Raw genomic sequence first — 15,800 nt, 5'->3', positions numbered from 1 at the left:
GGTGTCAGCGCACCAGCACGTCGGAATCGGCGGGCAGCCCGTCCACCGGCCACCAGCGCAGGTCGGTCGACTCCGAACTGCGCACCGGCACAGCGCCTTCCGGTGCCTTGATCTTGAACAGCAGGTCCAGGTGCCGGGTCGGCACGCCCAGCGAGCAGGTGATGGGGTGCGCCTGCGCGCCGTAGAGGCCGGGCTCGAGCACCAGCCCGTCGATGCCGGACTCCTCGGTCGCCTCACGGAAGGCGGCCGCCGCGACCGAATCGTCGGATTCCTCACAGTGCCCGCCCAATTGGATCCAGCGGCCCACCCGCGGGTGCAGGGTCAGCAGCACCTCGCGCTCGTCGTGGGAGAACACGATGGCCGAGGCGGTGATGTGCCCGGCCGCGTGCTCGCGCAGGCAGCCGCGCGGCGCGGAACCCAGGAAGGCCAGCATGGCCTCCCGGATGGAGCACTCCGGACCCGTTGCCGGGGACCAGGTCTCCAGCAGCTCGGTCGCCGATTTGTGCAGCGACTCCGCGCTCACAGCTCGACCAGCCCGAGGCCGGGCTCGCGCGCCTCGCGCGGCTCGATCTCGTCGAGCGGGTACCCGATGGCGATGGCGCCCAGCGGATTCCAGTCCGCCTCCAGACCCAGCACGTCGCGGGTGACCTCGGGCGCGAAGATGGTCGACCCGATCCAGCAGCTGCCCACGCCCCGCACGGCCAGCGAGACCAGCAGGCCCTGCACGGCCGCGCCCACCGCGACGGTGAACATGGTCTGCTCGGCGGCGCGGCGGCGCTCGTCCGGATAGTCGTGCGCGCCGTCGGGCACGCAGAACGGGATGATCATCTCGGGGGCGTCGAAGAGGATGCGCCCGCGCGCGATCCGCTTCTCCACGCTCTCCGGGGTGCGGCCGTCACCGGTCAGGTCGGTGCGCCACTTCTCGGCCATGGCCTCGAGCAGCTGCTCGCGCAGGCCACGCTTGCGGACCCAGACGAAGCGGACCGGACGGGTGTGATGCGGCGCGGGCGCGGTGAGCCCGGCGGCCACGGCCTCGCGAATGAGCTCCGGCGGCACCGGCGTCTCCGCGAACCGGCGCACCGAACGCCGCAGCGGCACCGCCTGTTTGCGGCCGAGCTCGACGGATTCCCCGGTGCCCAGCCAGAACAGATCGTCCTCGCCGCGCCGCAGCAGATCCCCGGCGGTGGATCCGTCGTCGGTGTAGTCGAGCCCGCGCACCACCGCGACCGGGACGCCGCCCAGCTTGCCCTTCACCAGGTCCGCGGCCGCGGCCAGCTCGTCGGCCACCGCGACCAGGGTGACGTGCAGTTCATTGCCCTGCCCGTCGACCGCGCCGTCGTAGTCGTGCAGCACCCGGATGCCCGCCGACCCGATGGCGGCGTCGATCTGGCCGTTGCGCCAGGCCCGGCCCATGGTGTCGGTGATGACCACGGCCACCTGCACGCCCAGGCGGTCGGCCAGCGCGGTGCGCAGCGCCTTCGCGCTGGCGTCCGGATCCTCCGGCAGCAGGACCAGTTCGCCCTGTTCCACATTGGAGCCGTCGACTCCGGAGGCGGCCTGCACGATGCCGAGCCGGTTCTCGGTGATGAGGGTGCGGTTCTTGCGCGCCAGCACCCGCACCGACTCGTCGAGCACCAGTTGCCGGCGTGCCGCGTCGCGTTCCTCGGGGTCGCTGGGCACGGTCACGATGCGGCCCTCGGCCTTGGCGACGATCTTGCTGGTCACCACCAGCACGTCACCGTCCTGGAGCCAGGGCGCCTGTGCCGCGATGGCATTGGCGACATCGTCGCCCGGGCGGAATTCCGGCAGGCCCGGGATGGGCAGGATGCGCAGTTCGCCGCCGGACGCGTGATCGCCCAGCGCTTCGATGGAATCCGTTGTCACGGTTTGACTCCCGCGATGTCGAGGGCTTCGCGAACCATCTCGGCGGTCGCGGCCGGGTCGGTCATGAGCAGTGGCACGCTCCGGACTTCGACGCCCGGAATGTCGGCGGTGTCGCCGGTGTGCACGAGCCAGCCGTCGAGAATGCCGGTGCTCGAGCGCGCGCCGTAGTAGGTGCCGACGGCCTCGGCGGAGGTTTCGACGCCGATCACCGACAGGCACTCATCGGCCATGCCGCGCAACGGTTTTCCGCCGATCACCGGGGACAGTCCGATCACCTTGGCATCGGTGGTCCGCAGTGCGCCCCGAATGCCCGGAACCGAGAGGATGGCGCCCACGCTCACGACGGGGTTCGACGGAGCGAGCAGGATCACATCCGCTGAACCTATGATTTCGATCACACCAGGGGCTGGTTTCGCAGCATCTGCCCCAATAGTCACGAATCCATGGGTCTCTACGTTCGCCCGGTATCGAACCCACCACTCCTGGAAATGGATCGCGCGGCGTTCGCCAGGGTTCTCCGGGTCACCGATTACGACATGTGTTTCGCATCGGTCGTCGGTTGCCGGAAGCAGTTTCACACCCGGTTGCCACCGATTGCAGAGCGCCTCGGTGACCGCCGAGAGCGGGTATCCCTGACGCAGCATTTCGGTGCGAATGAGATGCGTGGCGATATCCCGGTCGCCCAGCCCGAACCAATCGGGCTGAGCCTTGTATTTCGCCAGCTCCTCCTTGGCGCTCCAGGTCTCGTTCGCGTGCCCCCAGCCCCGTTCGGGGTCGATGCCGCCACCCAGGGTGTACATGCAGGTGTCCAGGTCAGGACAGATACGCAGCCCGTGCATCCACACGTCGTCGCCGACATTGACGATGGCCGTGGTGTCGGCTCCGGGCAGCAGTTCGCGCACCCCCGTCAGGAACCGCGCGCCGCCGACTCCGCCGACCAGGACGGCGATCCGCAGGCCGGTGCCGGGCACGGTGTCCGCTTGTTCTCGAGTCACATCCGCACAGCCTATGCGTTCGAAGCGGAAAGTCGCCCCGCAGCTCATTTGCTGCGAATTTGCTATTTGAACTGCGGGAACGCCTCCCGACGGGGTCGCAGATGGTAACGGAATCGCTTCGGCAGCTTGACCATCGCCGCTCCCGGCGTGTCTAATCACAGGCATGTCATTCCGGGTCCGCGTGAGAGTGCAAGGCGCGGACGGGTTTTCGAACAAGCGTTCGCACGGAGTGACGCCAAGCTCGGGGATGGCCGCGGGACTACGCCGCGGTGTTGGGCCGTCGGTGGGATCGGCTCCGGCGGATTAATCATTCTGCGCTAACACACAGTGAGGAGGCGGAGCGATGGCCGAAGAGCTGGCCCCGTCGGGCATTCCGGGCGGTGTATCGCAAACCGATTCCACGACTGGCGCAGCACCTGACTTCTGCGCCGACGATCGGAACGGATACGAGGGGGGTGAACCGATGACGACTGCGCGACCGGGGGGCGGACAGTGGGCGCGAGCCGCCTACCAGCCCGAACCGCCGCGGCTGAGCCTGATCGTCACCGGTGCCGAGGATATGTACGACACTTTCTCGCGCGGCGGTCGCATGATGACCGAGGCCGAACAATGGCAGGAACGGGCACTGTGCGCCCAGACCGACCCGGAGGCGTTCTTCCCGGAGAAGGGCGGCTCCACCCGCGAGGCCAAGCGGATCTGCATGGGCTGCGAGGTCCGCGACGAGTGCCTCGAATACGCCCTGGCCAACGACGAGCGCTTCGGCATCTGGGGCGGACTCTCCGAGCGGGAGCGCCGCCGCCTGAAGCGGGGCATCAGCTGACTCCCCCGCCTCTCCGAGCCTTCAGCGGGCGGCTTGGGAGCCGTTGACCGCTGGCAACCCGTGCCGGCGGTTGGGTACCGAAACTACCTTGGACGTACCCGGCGAGTTACCCCGAACATACGAAATCAGTTGTTGCGAAACGTAGTTCGGGGTATGCGGTTGCATTCTGACTACTCCGGGTCGGGATCGATGATGTCGGGTTCCACACCCAAGTAGGTCGCGATCTGTTGCACGAGGACCTCGCGCAGCAGGTCGACCAGGTCGTCGGGGTCCCCGGCACGGAGCTCCAACGGCTTGCGGAACAACACGACGCGGGCGCGGGTGGCCATGCCGTAGCGGTCCACACCGGCCGGGATCAGGCGGGAGAGGGGCACCGGGCCGTCGGCCACCACCTCTTCCGGCCAGGTGACCGAATCCGGGTGCAGCGGACGGATTTTCGGCACGTCGTCGACGGCGATGTCGAGCTTGGTGAGCTGCTCGTGCCAGCGGGTCTCCAGCGGCGCGAAGGCCTCCAGCACCAGACGGTCGAACTCCTGGCCCCGGGTGCGCCGGGCGGGCACGGTCGGTGGCAGCATCGGCCCGCGCACACCCCGCCCGCGGCGGATGACCGACCGCGCGGTGGGCGGTCGCCTCTTACGTGAACGGGTCATACCTTGAATCTAACCCTTACCCCGGGCGGGTGTGAGCACCCGCCTCGCCGGGCCGCCCGGCCGGTGCGGCGGCCCGCCGCGACGGCATTCCGCAGACCCGGCGACCGCATTCCGGGGGCCGTCGCGACGCGCCCGCGGCTCGAAAGCGCACAGCTACCCGGGGCCCTCGTGGCACGAGTGAGACGGGCTTCATTGAGCGTGTCTGTGTCCACGAGGGCGTGAGGGGGGTTACCCTGCATGGCGTGATCCCCATGCGTCGTTGCTGCCGTCCAGGCTGCAAGAACCCGGCCGTCGCGACGCTGACCTATGTGTACTCCGACTCGATGGCAGTCGTGGGTCCGCTGGTCACGGTGGCGGAGCCACACTCCTGGGACCTGTGTGAAACGCATGCTTCCCGAATCACCGCGCCCAAGGGATGGGAGTTGGTCCGCCACGAGGGCGGGTTTTCCTCCTCGACCCCGGACGACGACGATCTCACCGCGCTCGCCGAAGCCGTCCGCGAGGCCGGATTGCGCCGCCGCACACCGGAACCCGATCCGCGCGGCTACACCGACTACGCTCCCGCCCCGCAGCGCCCGACCCGCGCGGGTCGCACCGGCAGACGCGGCCATCTACGCGTCCTACCGGACCCGCCGGACCGCCTCTCCGAGACTTGAGCGGGCGGCTATGAGCCGTGCTCCATTGACATTCCGTGCCGGCGGTTGGGTGCCGCCGGCAATTCTGGACGTACCCGGCGAGTTACCCGCGCCTCACGAAATCAGTTGTCCGGTTGGCAAGGGTCGGGGGAAGTCTCTCATTGTCGCGGTCAGCTACTAGGGTGGTGCGCATGACAGTCGCCCGGTCCGCCGAGTCCGTTCAAGCAGTCATCAAGGCATACGATGTTCGCGGAGTTGTCGGCGAACAGATCGACGCGGACTTCGTCCGGGACGTTGCCGGATCCTTCGCACGGCTGATGCGCGGCGAGGGCGCCCGGCGCATCGTGATCGGTCACGATATGCGCGACTCCTCACCGGAATTGGCCGCCGCCTTCGCCGACGGCGTGCTCGCCCAGGGACTCGATGTGGTGCACATCGGCCTGGCCTCCACCGACGAGCTCTACTTCGCCTCCGGCCACCTGGACTGCCCCGGGGCCATGTTCACCGCCAGCCACAATCCCGCCAAGTACAACGGCATCAAGCTGTGCCGCGCCAAGGCGCTGCCGGTCGGTCAGGACACCGGGCTGGCCACCATCAGCGAGGAGGTCGTCGCGGGCGTCCCGGCCTTCGACGGGCCGCGCGGCACCGAGACCCGGGAGGACCTGCTCTCGGCCTACGCCGACTTCCTGCACAAGCTGGTGGACCTGAGCGGTTCGCGCCCGCTGCGCATCGCGGTGGACGCCGGCAACGGCATGGGCGGCTACACCGTGCCCGCCGTGCTGGGCACGCTGGCGCAGTACACGGTCGAGCCGCTGTTCTTCGAACTCGACGGCAGCTTCCCCAATCACGAAGCCAATCCGCTGGATCCGAAGAACCTGGTGGATCTGCAGGACCACGTCCGCAAGACCGGCGCCGACCTCGGCCTGGCCTTCGACGGCGACGCCGACCGCTGCTTCGTGGTGGACGAGAAGGGCGACCCGGTCTCGCCGTCGGCCATCACCGGCCTGGTGGCCGAGCGCGAGCTGACCAAGGAACCGGGCGCGACCGTCATCCACAATCTGATCACCTCCCGGGCGGTGCCGGAGCTGGTGACCGAGCTCGGCGGCACCCCGGTGCGGACCCGGGTCGGCCACTCGTTCATCAAGCAGCAGATGGCGGCCACCGGCGCGATCTTCGGCGGCGAGCACTCGGCGCACTACTACTTCCGCGACTTCTGGGGCGCCGACTCCGGCATGCTCGCGGCCCTGCACGTGCTGGCCGCGCTGGGCGAGAAGGACCGGCCGATGTCGGAACTGGCCTCCGCCTACGCGACGTACGCGGCCTCCGGGGAGATCAATTCGACGGTGGCGGATGCGCAGGAGCGGACCCTGGCCGTACTCGAGGCGTTCGGCAAGCGGGCGAAATCGGTCGATCGGCTGGACGGCGTGACCGTACAGCTGGCCGACGGCGCGTGGTTCAACCTGCGCGCCTCCAATACCGAACCGCTGCTGCGACTCAACGTCGAGGCGCGTTCGCAGGATGAAGTAGACGCACTCGTAACCGAGATCCTGAGCATCGTCCGCGCCTGACTGGAATAGTGGAATCACAGAGCTTGGATTCACCAGCGTCTGGTGACCCGATGAGGGGAGGTGGCAACGCCCGATGATCGCTGGGACACCGGTAATCGACCTCGATGACGTCGCCTCGCTGGAGGCGGCGGACGCCGGGGGTGTACTCCGCTCCGCCGCGTCGGGGGGAGCCCAGGTAAGGGCAACCGCCGCGGCACTTTCCGAAGATGCGCTGACCCGACTGACCGATCTGCGGCCCCGCAGTCTGGTGCTGGTGTCGGGCAGCGGGCGCGCCGCACGCGCGGCGTCGCTGTTGATCGCGGCCCTGGGCGACCGCACGAGTATGCCGCTGGTACCGGCGACTTCGATCCCGCCGTGGGTCGGGCCGCTCGACGTGGTGCTGGTGGCGGGCGACGACGCGGGTGATCCGCGGCTGGCCGAAGCGATGGACCGAGCACTTCGACGGGGTGCCGAAGTGGTCGTGGCCGCGCCGGACGAGGGACCCATCCGGGCGGCCGCCGCCGGGCGCGCCACCATTCTCGCGCCGCGGGTGCGGGTCCTCGACCACAACCGCATGTTGCGCTATCTGGCCGCGGGCCTGGCCGTGCTGACCACCATCGACCCGCACCGCATCGGGCCGCTGGTGCCCGAATTGAACGCTCTCGCAGACCTGCTCGACGAGGAGGCGCTGCGCGACGGACCGCAGCACGAGGCCTTCCACAATCCCGCCAAGACCCTGGCCACCCGCATGCAGCAGCGCAAGCGCCTGGTGCTGGCCGGTGATTCCGGCGCCGCCACCGTGCTCGCCGAGCACGGCGCCGAGGTGCTGCTGGCCACGGCCGGGCACACCGCTACCGCGGTCACGCTCTCGGAAGCCGTTGCGGCGCACGGCCGGCTGGTCGCCGCCGCCGGGGTGGCCGCCCCCGGATTCGATCCGCTGTTCCACGACGAGCAGCTGGACGGGCCGGCGCCGGTGGAGCAGGTGCGGGTGTTCGTGGTGAGCGCCGATCCGGACGAGGTGAAGGTGCGCCGGCGACTGGCCGTGTTCGGTTCCGACGCCGGGCTGGTCGACACCGACCTGATCACCGTGGACACCGAGGTGGCCACCGCAGCCACCGTTGCCGCCGAGGCGGCGGGGCAGACCGCACCCGCCGTCCAGGGTGGTGAGCTGGAAAAGCTTGCGGTACTCGCACTTCGGCTGGAGATGGCGGCCGCCTATCTCCGACTACTCGGTTCCCGCCCGGCCACCGGACCGGGACGCTACGACGGGGGCAATTACTAGTGCACGAACTCGTTGGTGCGCTGCGTTCCTACGCTTGGGGTTCGCGCACCGCGCTCGCTCAGCTGTGCGGACGACCGGTCCCCTCCGCGCACCCGGAGGCCGAACTCTGGTTCGGCGCGCACCCCGCCGATCCGGCGCGGGTGCAGATCAACGGGCACAGCGAATCCCTGCTGGAGCTGGTCAGCGCCGACCCGCAGCACGAACTCGGCCCGGTGGCGGGCGAATTCGGCGGACGGCTGCCGTTCCTGCTGAAGGTCCTGGCCGCCGAGGAGCCGCTCTCGCTGCAGGCGCATCCCAGCGTCGAACAGGCCCGGGCCGGGTTCGCGCGGGAGAACCACAACGGGGTCGCCATCGACTCCCCCATGCGCAACTACCGCGACGAGAACCACAAGCCCGAACTCGTGGTGGCGCTGCACCGTTTCGAGGCGCTGGCCGGATTCCGCGATCCGCGCCAGACCGTGCGGCTGCTCAATGCCCTGGACGTGCCGGAACTGAGCCAGTACGCCGAACTGCTTGCCGCCCAGCCCGACTCGGCGGGGCTGCGCACGCTGTTCACCACCTGGATCGCGCTGCCGCAGGGCAGTCTGAGCATGCTGCTGCCCAAGGTGCTCGACGGCTGCGTGCGGTATCTGTCGGAGGCCCGAAGCGGCGGCGCCGGCAAGGAATTCGTGGCCGAGGTGCGCACGGCGCTCGAGCTCGCCGAGGCGTATCCCGGCGACGCCGGGGTGCTGGCGGCGCTGCTGCTCAACCGCATCACCCTGGAGCCCGGCGAGGGCCTGTTCCTGGACGCCGGGAACCTGCACGCGTACCTGCGCGGGGTCGGCGTGGAGATCATGGCCAACTCCGACAATGTGCTGCGCGGCGGGCTCACGCCCAAGCACGTGGATGTGCCGGAGCTGCTGCGGGTGCTGGACTTCGAGCCGCTGGACCTGCCGGTCCTGACGGCGGAGCGGGTGTCGGACAGCGTGTTCCGCTACCACACACCCGCGCCCGAATTCGCGCTCAGCCGTTTCGAACTGGCCGCGGGTGCCGAGCCGGTACCGGTACTGCAGTCGGGGCCGGGGATCGCGCTGGTCACGCACGGGCGGGTGAAGCTGTCCCAGGGCAATCACGAGCTGATCGTGGAACGCGGGCGCGCGGCGTGGATCTCGGCCGCCGACGGCGGGATTCGCGCGCAGGCGTTCCCGGTGGACGAGGATGGCGACGGGGACGCGGACGGCTCGGCGCAGCTGTTCTGCGCGGCCGTCGGCGAGGAGTGACACCCGGGCTCTAGTAGGCTCTCCCGGTCACAGACGTTTAGGACAAAACGGACATAGATTCGGGAAGGGGCGATTCATTGTCTGCGGGCGGCGGTAAGAAGGCCATCCTGGCGGCGCTGAGCGCGAACGCCGGTATCGCGGCGGCCAAATTCGTGGGCGCGGCGATCACCGGATCGGCGTCCATGCTGGCCGAGGCCGTGCACTCGGTGGCCGACACCTCCAACCAGGGGCTGCTGCTGCTCGGCCAGCGCCGCGCGGAACAGGAGGCCGACCAGCTGCACCCGTTCGGCTACGGGCGCAACCGGTACTTCTATTCGTTCGTGGTCGCGCTGGTCATCTTCGCGCTCGGCTCGCTGTACGCGATCTGGGAGGGCATCCACAAGATCCAGCATCCCGAGGAACTGTCCAACCCGATCGTCGCGATCGTCATCCTCGGCCTCGCCATCTGCCTGGAGGGCTTCAGCTTCATCACCGCCATGCGGGAATCCAAGCCGCTCAAGGGCAATTCGAGCTGGTGGCGGTTCATCCGCAACTCGCGCAATCCGGAGCTGCCGGTGGTGCTGCTGGAGGACTCGGGCGCGCTGATCGGCCTGATTTTCGCCTTCGCGGCCATCAGCCTGACCATGATCACCGGCGATCCGGTGTGGGACGGCGTGGGCACCCTGGCCATCGGCCTGCTGCTCGGCGTCATCGCCGTCATCCTCATCATCGAGATGCAGAGCCTGCTCATCGGCGAGGGCGCGACGCCCGAGGAGGACGCCGCGATCCGCACCGCGCTGGTCGACGACCGCCGCATCGACCGGGTCATCCACCTGCGCACCCAGTATCTGGGTCCGGAGGAAATGCTGGTGGCCGCAAAGGTTTCCATCGTGCCCGGCCTGACGATCGCCGATATCGCCACCGCGATCGACGACGCCGAGGCGCGGGTGCGCGCCGAGGTCCCGGCCGCCCGGGTCATCTACCTGGAGCCGGATCTGTATCGGACACACTCCCCCGCCTCCCCGAGCCTTTAGCGGACGGCTCAGGTGCCGTTGACAGTTGGGAACCCGTGCCGGCGGTTGACGGCCCAACCGATTTCGGAGGTACCCGACGAGTTACCCCGACCGGCACGAAATCAGTTGTCACTTATCGATCGGCGAGGCGGATGACGAACCGCAATCCCGACCAGGTGTCGTCGATGGCGGCGACCTTGTTGTCGACCAGCCCCTGAGCCAAACCGTATTCCCGAGCGGCGTTCTCACCGAGATCGGTGGGCACGCCGCTCGCCTTCTTGGGCCAGGCCAGCCACAGGCCGCCGGCGTCCGCGAGCCGCTGCCGCCACCCGGGGAACCGGCGTGTCAGGGTGGCGCGATCCGGACAGAACCCGAGGATCACGTCGTAGGGCCCGGCGCCCGCCCGGCGATGCACCTCGACCCCGCCGGGCAGTTCACCCAGCTCGAAACCCGCCGGCGCACCGGCCAGCAGCACCCGGCTCTCGGCCTTGATGCCGAGCTTGCGCGGCAGGGGCGTCCCCGAATATCCGGCCATGCCCCGGAGCGTAGCAATCAGATGCGCCAGTGGTCGGTGAGTAGTTCGAGAGGGTCGGTGCGGACGTCGAATTCGGTGCGCAGGGTGTGGCGGGCGGCGTAGTAGCCGTTCATGCCGTGCACGCCCGGGCCGGGCGGGGTGGCCGAGGAGCACAGGTAGACCCCGGGTAGCGGGGTCGAGTACGGATTCCAGCGGGGCGCGGGGCGGAAGACGGTCTGGCGCAAGGTCATCGCGCCCGCCGAGATGTCGCCGCCGATGTAGTTCGGGTTGTGGGCGGGCATGGTGGCGGCCGTGCGGACATGGGTGGCGAGAACGAGGTCGCGGAAGCCGGGGGCGAAGCGTTCGACCTGGGCGGTGACGGCCTCGGTGAGATCCTCGGCGGAACCGTTGGGGACGTGGGCGTAGGTGTAGAGGGTGTGCTTGCCCTCCGGGGCCCGGGTCGGATCGACGACGCCGGGCTGGATGGCCAGCACGTAGGGGCGGTCGGCGTGCCGCCCTGCGGCCACCGCCTTTTCGGCGGCGACGGCCTCGGCGCGGGTGCCGACCAGGTGCAGGGTGCCGGCGCGATCGCAGCCGGTGGCCTGCCACGGCACGGGTCCGGCGAGCGCGAAGTCCACCTTGCAGGCCGCGCCGCCGTAGCGGAACCTGTTGAGCGCGAAGTTGTATCGGGCGGGCAGGGTCGCGATGCGCTGGAGTTCGGCGGGCGCGACATCCAGCAGCACGGCCCGGACCTCGTCGAATTCGTCGAGGGAATCCACGCGGTGGCCGGTGAAGATGCGGCCGCTATGAGTTTTCAGATCATCGGCGAGCGCGTCCACGATGGCCTGGCTGCCGCCGCGCGGGACCGGCCAGCCACTCACATGGGCGAGGGTGCCGAGCAGCATCGCGACGCCCGCGCCCGGCACACCGCGCGGGGGCCGGATGGCATGCGCGGCTATGCCGGTCAGCAGGGCGGGCGCGATGTCCTCGCGAAAACGCATGTTCCACAACGGCGTCGACTGTTCGAGCAGCCGGCGGACGAAGCGCAGTTCGATGCCCGGATCCAGGTGCAGCAGGCCGGCCGGGTCGATCGGCGGATGCCGCAGGTCCGACATGGCCAGCCCGACCAGGTCCTCCCACTTGCGCACCAGCGGGCCGAACAGCCGCCGCCAGGAACCGCCGTCGCGCCCCAGGCCGTCGGCGGTCCGGTCGAGATCGAGCCAGGCCAGACCGGCGTGCCCGCCGTCGAGCGGATGGGCGTAGGAAACCTGCGGGGTGAGCAGTTCGACGCCGTGCGTCTTCAGATCGAAGGCCCGGAAGACCGGGGACGCCACCGCCATGGGATGCGCGCCCGCGCACAGGTCGTGGTGGAAGCCCGGCAGGGTCACCTCGCCGGTGCGGCAGCCGCCGCCGATGTGGTCGGAGGCCTCGTACACTTCCACCTCGAGCCCGGCCCGGGCCAGGATCACCGCCGCCACCAGCCCGTTGGGCCCGGATCCGACCACCACCGCGTCAGCCATGAATTCAGCGTAGGCCGGGCACGGCCGGTGGTGGCGCAACCATGGGGTCAGTCACCGCGAACCCATTGCGCGACCAGGATTTCCAGCCGCTGGTCCCGGAAGCCGGGCCGCAGGCGGCCACTGCGATCCAGGGTGGCCAGCCCGTGCAGGCTGCTCCAGCCCACCTCGGTGAAGGTCTCGGGGTCGTGCGGCGGGGCGAAGGGGGCGAAGGTCTGCAGCAGCTCGCCGAAGGCGTCCTTCAACGCCTGCGGCGCCTCGGGGCCGAACTTCAGGTCGGTATGCAGCAGGAACATGGCGTCGTAGAGGGCGGCGCTGTCGCGGGCGAAGTCGAGGAAGCCCTGGGCGACCGCGCGCAGCGCCTCTTCCGGGGTGGCGGCGGACGCCCGCAGTTGCTTGACGACCGCGCCGAATTCGGCGCAGCCCGCCTCGGCGACGGCCGACACGATGGCGTCCTTCCCCGCGAAATGGCTGTACAGGACGGGCTGGCTGTATTCGATGCGTTCGGCGAGCTTACGCACGGTGACCGCGTCCCAGCCGTCGGTCTCGGCGATCTCGCGGGCGGTGTCGACGATGCGCTGCCGGCGCTCGGCGCGCTCACGTTCCTTACGGGTCTGGATGACGCTCATAAGGAAACCCTAGCACCGCTAGACAAACTACCGACGAAGGCGTTAGCGTTGCTTCATCAGTTAGCGCCGCTAGAACTTGGAGCACCGGACATGATCACCTCGCGCCTCACCTCCCGCATCGCCACCACCCTCGCCGTCGCCGGAGCCGGCTTCATCGGCTACATCGGCTTCCGCTACCTGGCCGACCCGCAGGCCATGGCGCCCACCTTCGGCATGCGGGTCTCCCCCACCGGCGAAGCCGCCGACTTCCTGAACGTCAAGGGTGTCCGCGATGCGGCCTGCGCGCTGCTCATCGTGGCCCTGCTCGCCGCCCGCGAGCGGTACGCACTGGGCATCGCCATGCTGGTCATGGCCACCATCCCCACCGGCGACATGCTCACCATCCTGCGCCACGACGGCTCGACGGCCACAGCCTTCGGCGTCCACGGCGTGACCGCCGCCCTGGTCGCCGCCACCGGCCTGCTCCTGGTGAGCGAGCGCACCGCCACCGCAGGCCGCGCCATCATCGCGTGACCCGCGTCACACCGCGATGAATTCGCCCGCGCCACACCGTCGATCCCTTCGACACCACAGCGCAAGGAGATGATCATGGCGACCACCAAGCCCCACGGCCCGGCCTCGTACTTCCCCTCCATCGAGGCCAAATACGGCCGCCCCGTGGACGAATGGTTCGCCGCACTGACCACCTCCGGCCGCACCGGCCACAAGGACCTGGTCAACTGGCTGAAGACCGAACACGAGCTGGGCCACGGCCACGCCACCGCCCTGGTCCAGTTCCACCTCAACCCCGGCAAGTGGGAGCGCTGACCCGCCCCTACCCGGGAAGGTCACGCACCTCGGACACCAGCAGCGGCGCGAGCGACACCGCGGCGAAGGCGAATCCCCCCACCAAAGCCACCGGCGACGCACCGAAGCGGGCGGCCAGCGGTCCCACCATCAGCTGCCCGACCGGGATCGCCGCATAGGACAGCAGATCGCCATAGGCGGTGACCCGCGAGAGCATGTCACGCGGAACATGCTGCTGCAGTGAGACTTCCGAAGCGATATCGAGGGCGGTGAAGCCCACCCCCGCCAGGAATGCACAGCCCAGCAGCATCGGCAAACCGGTGCCGAAACCCAGTGCCAGCAGCCCGAATCCGCCGAACACCCCGAGCAACTGCCCGGCGCGCAACAGATATCGGAACGTGAGCCGATACATCAGCGCACTCATGGCGAGCAGTCCGAGCGCCCGCACGCCGAGCACCAGTCCCCAGGCGGCGTCCCCGGCCCGGTGCTGGGTCAGCGCCGGGCCGAGGATCTGCCAGACACCGGTATACAGCAGGTTGATCAGGCAGAACGACACCGTGATCACCCACACCCAGCGGATGCCCCGGAAGGTCCGCCACCCGGCCCGCAGCTCCCGCCACAGCCCGGCACCCGGCGGGGCAGCTGCCGGGGCGAGCCGCAGCCGGGTCAGCAGCATGGCGGCGACGAGGAAGCTCGCCGCGTCGACCGCGATCGCCCAGCCCCCGCCGATCGTGGCCACCAGCACCCCCGCCGCCGTCGGCCCGAGGATCTTGGTGGCATTGCGGGTCCCCGCCAACAGCGAATTCGCCCGTTGCAGCGCATCATCCGCCACCAGTTCCGGCACGATCCCCCGCAACGCGGGCGCGGCGAATGCACTCGCGGCCCCATTGACCAACTCCAACCCCGCGATCACCGGCAGGCTGTAGTGCCCGCCGATCAGCACCGCGGCCACGGCGGCCTGCGTCACCCCCGCACACAGATTGGCCCCCACCAACACCGCCCGCCTGGACCACCGATCGGCCACCACCCCACCGACCAACAGCAACCCGATCTGCGGAATCACCTGCGCCGCAAGCACAATCCCCAGATCCCCCGCCCGCCCTGAAACCCCCAGCACCGCGAGCGCCAACGCCACCGGCGTCATCGCACTCCCTGCCAGCGAGATCGCGCGGATCAGCAGGAACCGCCGGAACGGCGGCGACAGGCGGGGCTGAACGGAAAGCGAGACCACGCTCCGATATTCATCAGGCGGGGCTCGCTAGGCTAACGCTTCGGAGAAAGGCGAAACATGACCTTGCTCAGATTGAACGCGGTCGCGCTGACCCGGTGCCGCTTCGCCCTGTCACCCCTGGCCGAAACGCTCGGCACGCTCATCGCCCTGCACCGGCCGAACACCGATCCGGCCTACTCGGACCGGCACGCCCGCCTCCGGCCCACTCTTTCGGAATGGCTGGACCGTGATCCGGTGGCCGCCGGGCTGGTGCCGCTGGTCGCCGCCACCAAATGGTTCCCGTCCTTCGTCGCCATCCCGCCCACCGGTGGGATGAACACCCGTCTGGCCGACGAATTGGCCGCGGTCGCAGCCTATTCCGATGATCTGGTGCGGGCCGAGGTCCGCGATTCACTGACGGCGTGCTGGGCAGAACCGGACACCGGCTGGCTGACGCTGGACAATCTGGGACCGCGCATCGCCGCCGTTTTCGAGCACGCGTGGACCGCACTGGTCGCCCCGGACTGGGCGCGCCGGCGCGCGATCCTGGACCGCGACATCACCTTTCGCGCCGGACTGGTCGCCGACCACGGCTGGCACGAGGCCATCGCCTCACTGCGCGCCAAACCCATCTGGTCCGCTGCCGAAACCGCCATCCGCTTCAGCAACCAGGACTACCCCGACCTCGACATCACCGAGGAAGGCCTGATCTTCGTCCCCCGCACCACCCCGGGCGGCTGGTGGACCTGCGACAACCCACCCGCCTACGCCCTGGTCTACCAGGCCCGCGGCACCGCCGCCCCCGCGCCTGCCCCCGATTCCGACCCGCTCGCCACCCTGCTCGGCCCCGGCCGCGCCCGCGTCACCCGCGAACTGACGGCCCCCGCCACCAGCACCCAACTGGCCGCCCTGCTCGACATCTCACTCGGCACTGTCGGCGCCCACCTCGCCGTACTGCGCGACGCGGGCATCATCGCCGGCGCCCGCACCGGCCGAAATGTCGTCTACCGTCTCACGCCGCGCGGCGAATCCCTGCTGGCCGCACTCGCTTCGGAGTAATCACCGTCCGCGATCGGACGT

The 15,800-nt window shown here is 69.7% G+C and carries 17 protein-coding genes; 9 read left to right on the top strand and 8 right to left on the bottom strand.

Annotation, left to right across the window (positions count from 1 at the left end; genetic code table 11):
• Positions 1–4: 4 nt before the first annotated feature.
• Genes ACFXIV_RS21060 through cofD form a run of 3 tightly spaced genes read right to left on the bottom strand, consistent with a single transcriptional unit; the run spans position 5 to position 2,840 of the window.
• A complete protein-coding gene (locus ACFXIV_RS21060) occupies positions 5–523 on the bottom strand; it encodes an NUDIX domain-containing protein (RefSeq protein ID WP_354833929.1) in 519 nt (172 codons plus the stop codon).
• The gene (locus tag ACFXIV_RS21055; protein WP_379394222.1) at positions 520–1,884 is read right to left on the bottom strand and encodes a coenzyme F420-0:L-glutamate ligase; all 1,365 of its coding nucleotides are present in this window, start codon (positions 1,882–1,884) and stop codon (positions 520–522) included. The genes ACFXIV_RS21060 and ACFXIV_RS21055 overlap by 4 nt, the downstream gene beginning before the upstream one ends.
• Positions 1,881–2,840, bottom strand: a complete 960-nt coding sequence (gene cofD, locus ACFXIV_RS21050; RefSeq protein WP_379394370.1) for a 2-phospho-L-lactate transferase — start codon at positions 2,838–2,840, stop codon at positions 1,881–1,883. Before cofD ends, ACFXIV_RS21055 begins: the two co-directional genes overlap by 4 nt.
• A 598-nt stretch (positions 2,841–3,438) precedes the next feature.
• Here cofD and ACFXIV_RS21045 point away from each other — a divergent pair.
• A complete protein-coding gene (locus ACFXIV_RS21045; protein WP_354834123.1) occupies positions 3,439–3,699 on the top strand; it encodes a WhiB family transcriptional regulator in 261 nt (86 codons plus the stop codon).
• Between the two features lie 170 nt (positions 3,700–3,869).
• Here ACFXIV_RS21045 and ACFXIV_RS21040 read toward each other — a convergent pair whose 3' ends face one another.
• Positions 3,870–4,349: a metallopeptidase family protein gene (locus ACFXIV_RS21040; protein WP_354833925.1), complete on the bottom strand. Its 480-nt coding sequence runs from the start codon at positions 4,347–4,349 to the stop codon at positions 3,870–3,872.
• A gap of 251 nt (positions 4,350–4,600) precedes the next feature.
• On the opposite strand from ACFXIV_RS21040, the gene ACFXIV_RS21035 reads away from it, so the two are divergent.
• The 5 genes from ACFXIV_RS21035 to ACFXIV_RS21015 all read left to right on the top strand — a co-directional run bounded on the left by ACFXIV_RS21035 (position 4,601) and on the right by ACFXIV_RS21015 (position 10,085).
• Positions 4,601–5,005 carry a DUF3499 domain-containing protein gene (locus tag ACFXIV_RS21035; RefSeq protein WP_379394368.1) on the top strand — a complete coding sequence of 135 codons (405 nt, stop codon included), beginning with the start codon at positions 4,601–4,603 and terminating at the stop codon, positions 5,003–5,005.
• Positions 5,006–5,175: 170 nt separating this feature from the next.
• Complete coding sequence (locus ACFXIV_RS21030; RefSeq protein WP_379394220.1) at positions 5,176–6,552, top strand: phosphomannomutase/phosphoglucomutase; 1,377 nt, start codon at positions 5,176–5,178, stop codon at positions 6,550–6,552.
• A gap of 73 nt (positions 6,553–6,625) precedes the next feature.
• Positions 6,626–7,813, top strand: a complete 1,188-nt coding sequence (locus ACFXIV_RS21025; protein WP_379394218.1) for a tobH protein — start codon at positions 6,626–6,628, stop codon at positions 7,811–7,813.
• A complete protein-coding gene (gene manA, locus ACFXIV_RS21020) occupies positions 7,813–9,072 on the top strand; it encodes a mannose-6-phosphate isomerase, class I (RefSeq protein WP_379394216.1) in 1,260 nt (419 codons plus the stop codon). The genes ACFXIV_RS21025 and manA overlap by 1 nt, the downstream gene beginning before the upstream one ends.
• Positions 9,073–9,149: 77 nt before the next feature.
• Positions 9,150–10,085, top strand: coding sequence for a cation diffusion facilitator family transporter (locus tag ACFXIV_RS21015; RefSeq protein WP_379394214.1), 936 nt, complete (start codon positions 9,150–9,152; stop codon positions 10,083–10,085).
• Positions 10,086–10,197: 112 nt separating this feature from the next.
• Here the strand turns inward: ACFXIV_RS21015 and ACFXIV_RS21010 are convergent, their stop codons facing one another.
• Genes ACFXIV_RS21010 through ACFXIV_RS21000 form a run of 3 tightly spaced genes read right to left on the bottom strand, consistent with a single transcriptional unit; the run spans position 10,198 to position 12,724 of the window.
• On the bottom strand, positions 10,198–10,599 hold the full coding sequence (locus tag ACFXIV_RS21010) for a DUF3052 domain-containing protein (RefSeq protein WP_379394212.1): 402 nt from the start codon (positions 10,597–10,599) through the stop codon (positions 10,198–10,200).
• A 17-nt stretch (positions 10,600–10,616) separates the two neighbouring features.
• Positions 10,617–12,098, bottom strand: coding sequence for a phytoene desaturase family protein (locus ACFXIV_RS21005; protein ID WP_379394210.1), 1,482 nt, complete (start codon positions 12,096–12,098; stop codon positions 10,617–10,619).
• Between the two features lie 47 nt (positions 12,099–12,145).
• Complete coding sequence (locus ACFXIV_RS21000) at positions 12,146–12,724, bottom strand: TetR/AcrR family transcriptional regulator (protein WP_364607410.1); 579 nt, start codon at positions 12,722–12,724, stop codon at positions 12,146–12,148.
• Between the two features lie 90 nt (positions 12,725–12,814).
• Between ACFXIV_RS21000 and ACFXIV_RS20995 the strand changes: the two genes are divergently transcribed.
• Both ACFXIV_RS20995 and ACFXIV_RS20990 read left to right on the top strand, forming a co-directional pair.
• On the top strand, positions 12,815–13,237 hold the full coding sequence (locus ACFXIV_RS20995) for a DUF4267 domain-containing protein (protein WP_379394208.1): 423 nt from the start codon (positions 12,815–12,817) through the stop codon (positions 13,235–13,237).
• A gap of 75 nt (positions 13,238–13,312) precedes the next feature.
• On the top strand, positions 13,313–13,531 hold the full coding sequence (locus ACFXIV_RS20990; protein WP_379394206.1) for a DUF4287 domain-containing protein: 219 nt from the start codon (positions 13,313–13,315) through the stop codon (positions 13,529–13,531).
• 7 nt (positions 13,532–13,538) lie between these two features.
• On the opposite strand, the gene ACFXIV_RS20985 is transcribed toward ACFXIV_RS20990, so the two are convergent.
• Positions 13,539–14,741 (bottom strand): MFS transporter, encoded by a 1,203-nt coding sequence (locus ACFXIV_RS20985; RefSeq protein WP_379394204.1) that lies wholly within the window; start codon positions 14,739–14,741, stop codon positions 13,539–13,541.
• A 57-nt stretch (positions 14,742–14,798) separates the two neighbouring features.
• On the opposite strand from ACFXIV_RS20985, the gene ACFXIV_RS20980 reads away from it, so the two are divergent.
• The gene (locus tag ACFXIV_RS20980) at positions 14,799–15,779 is read left to right on the top strand and encodes an ArsR/SmtB family transcription factor (RefSeq protein WP_379394202.1); all 981 of its coding nucleotides are present in this window, start codon (positions 14,799–14,801) and stop codon (positions 15,777–15,779) included.
• Positions 15,780–15,800 lie beyond the last annotated feature (21 nt).

Source organism: Nocardia sp. NPDC059236 (assembly GCF_042754085.1).
In the GTDB taxonomy this organism is placed as follows: Bacteria; Actinomycetota; Actinomycetes; order Mycobacteriales; family Mycobacteriaceae; genus Nocardia.
The sequence above is the reverse complement of the archived record's forward strand: the minus strand, read 5'-3'. Positions and strand labels throughout refer to the sequence as shown.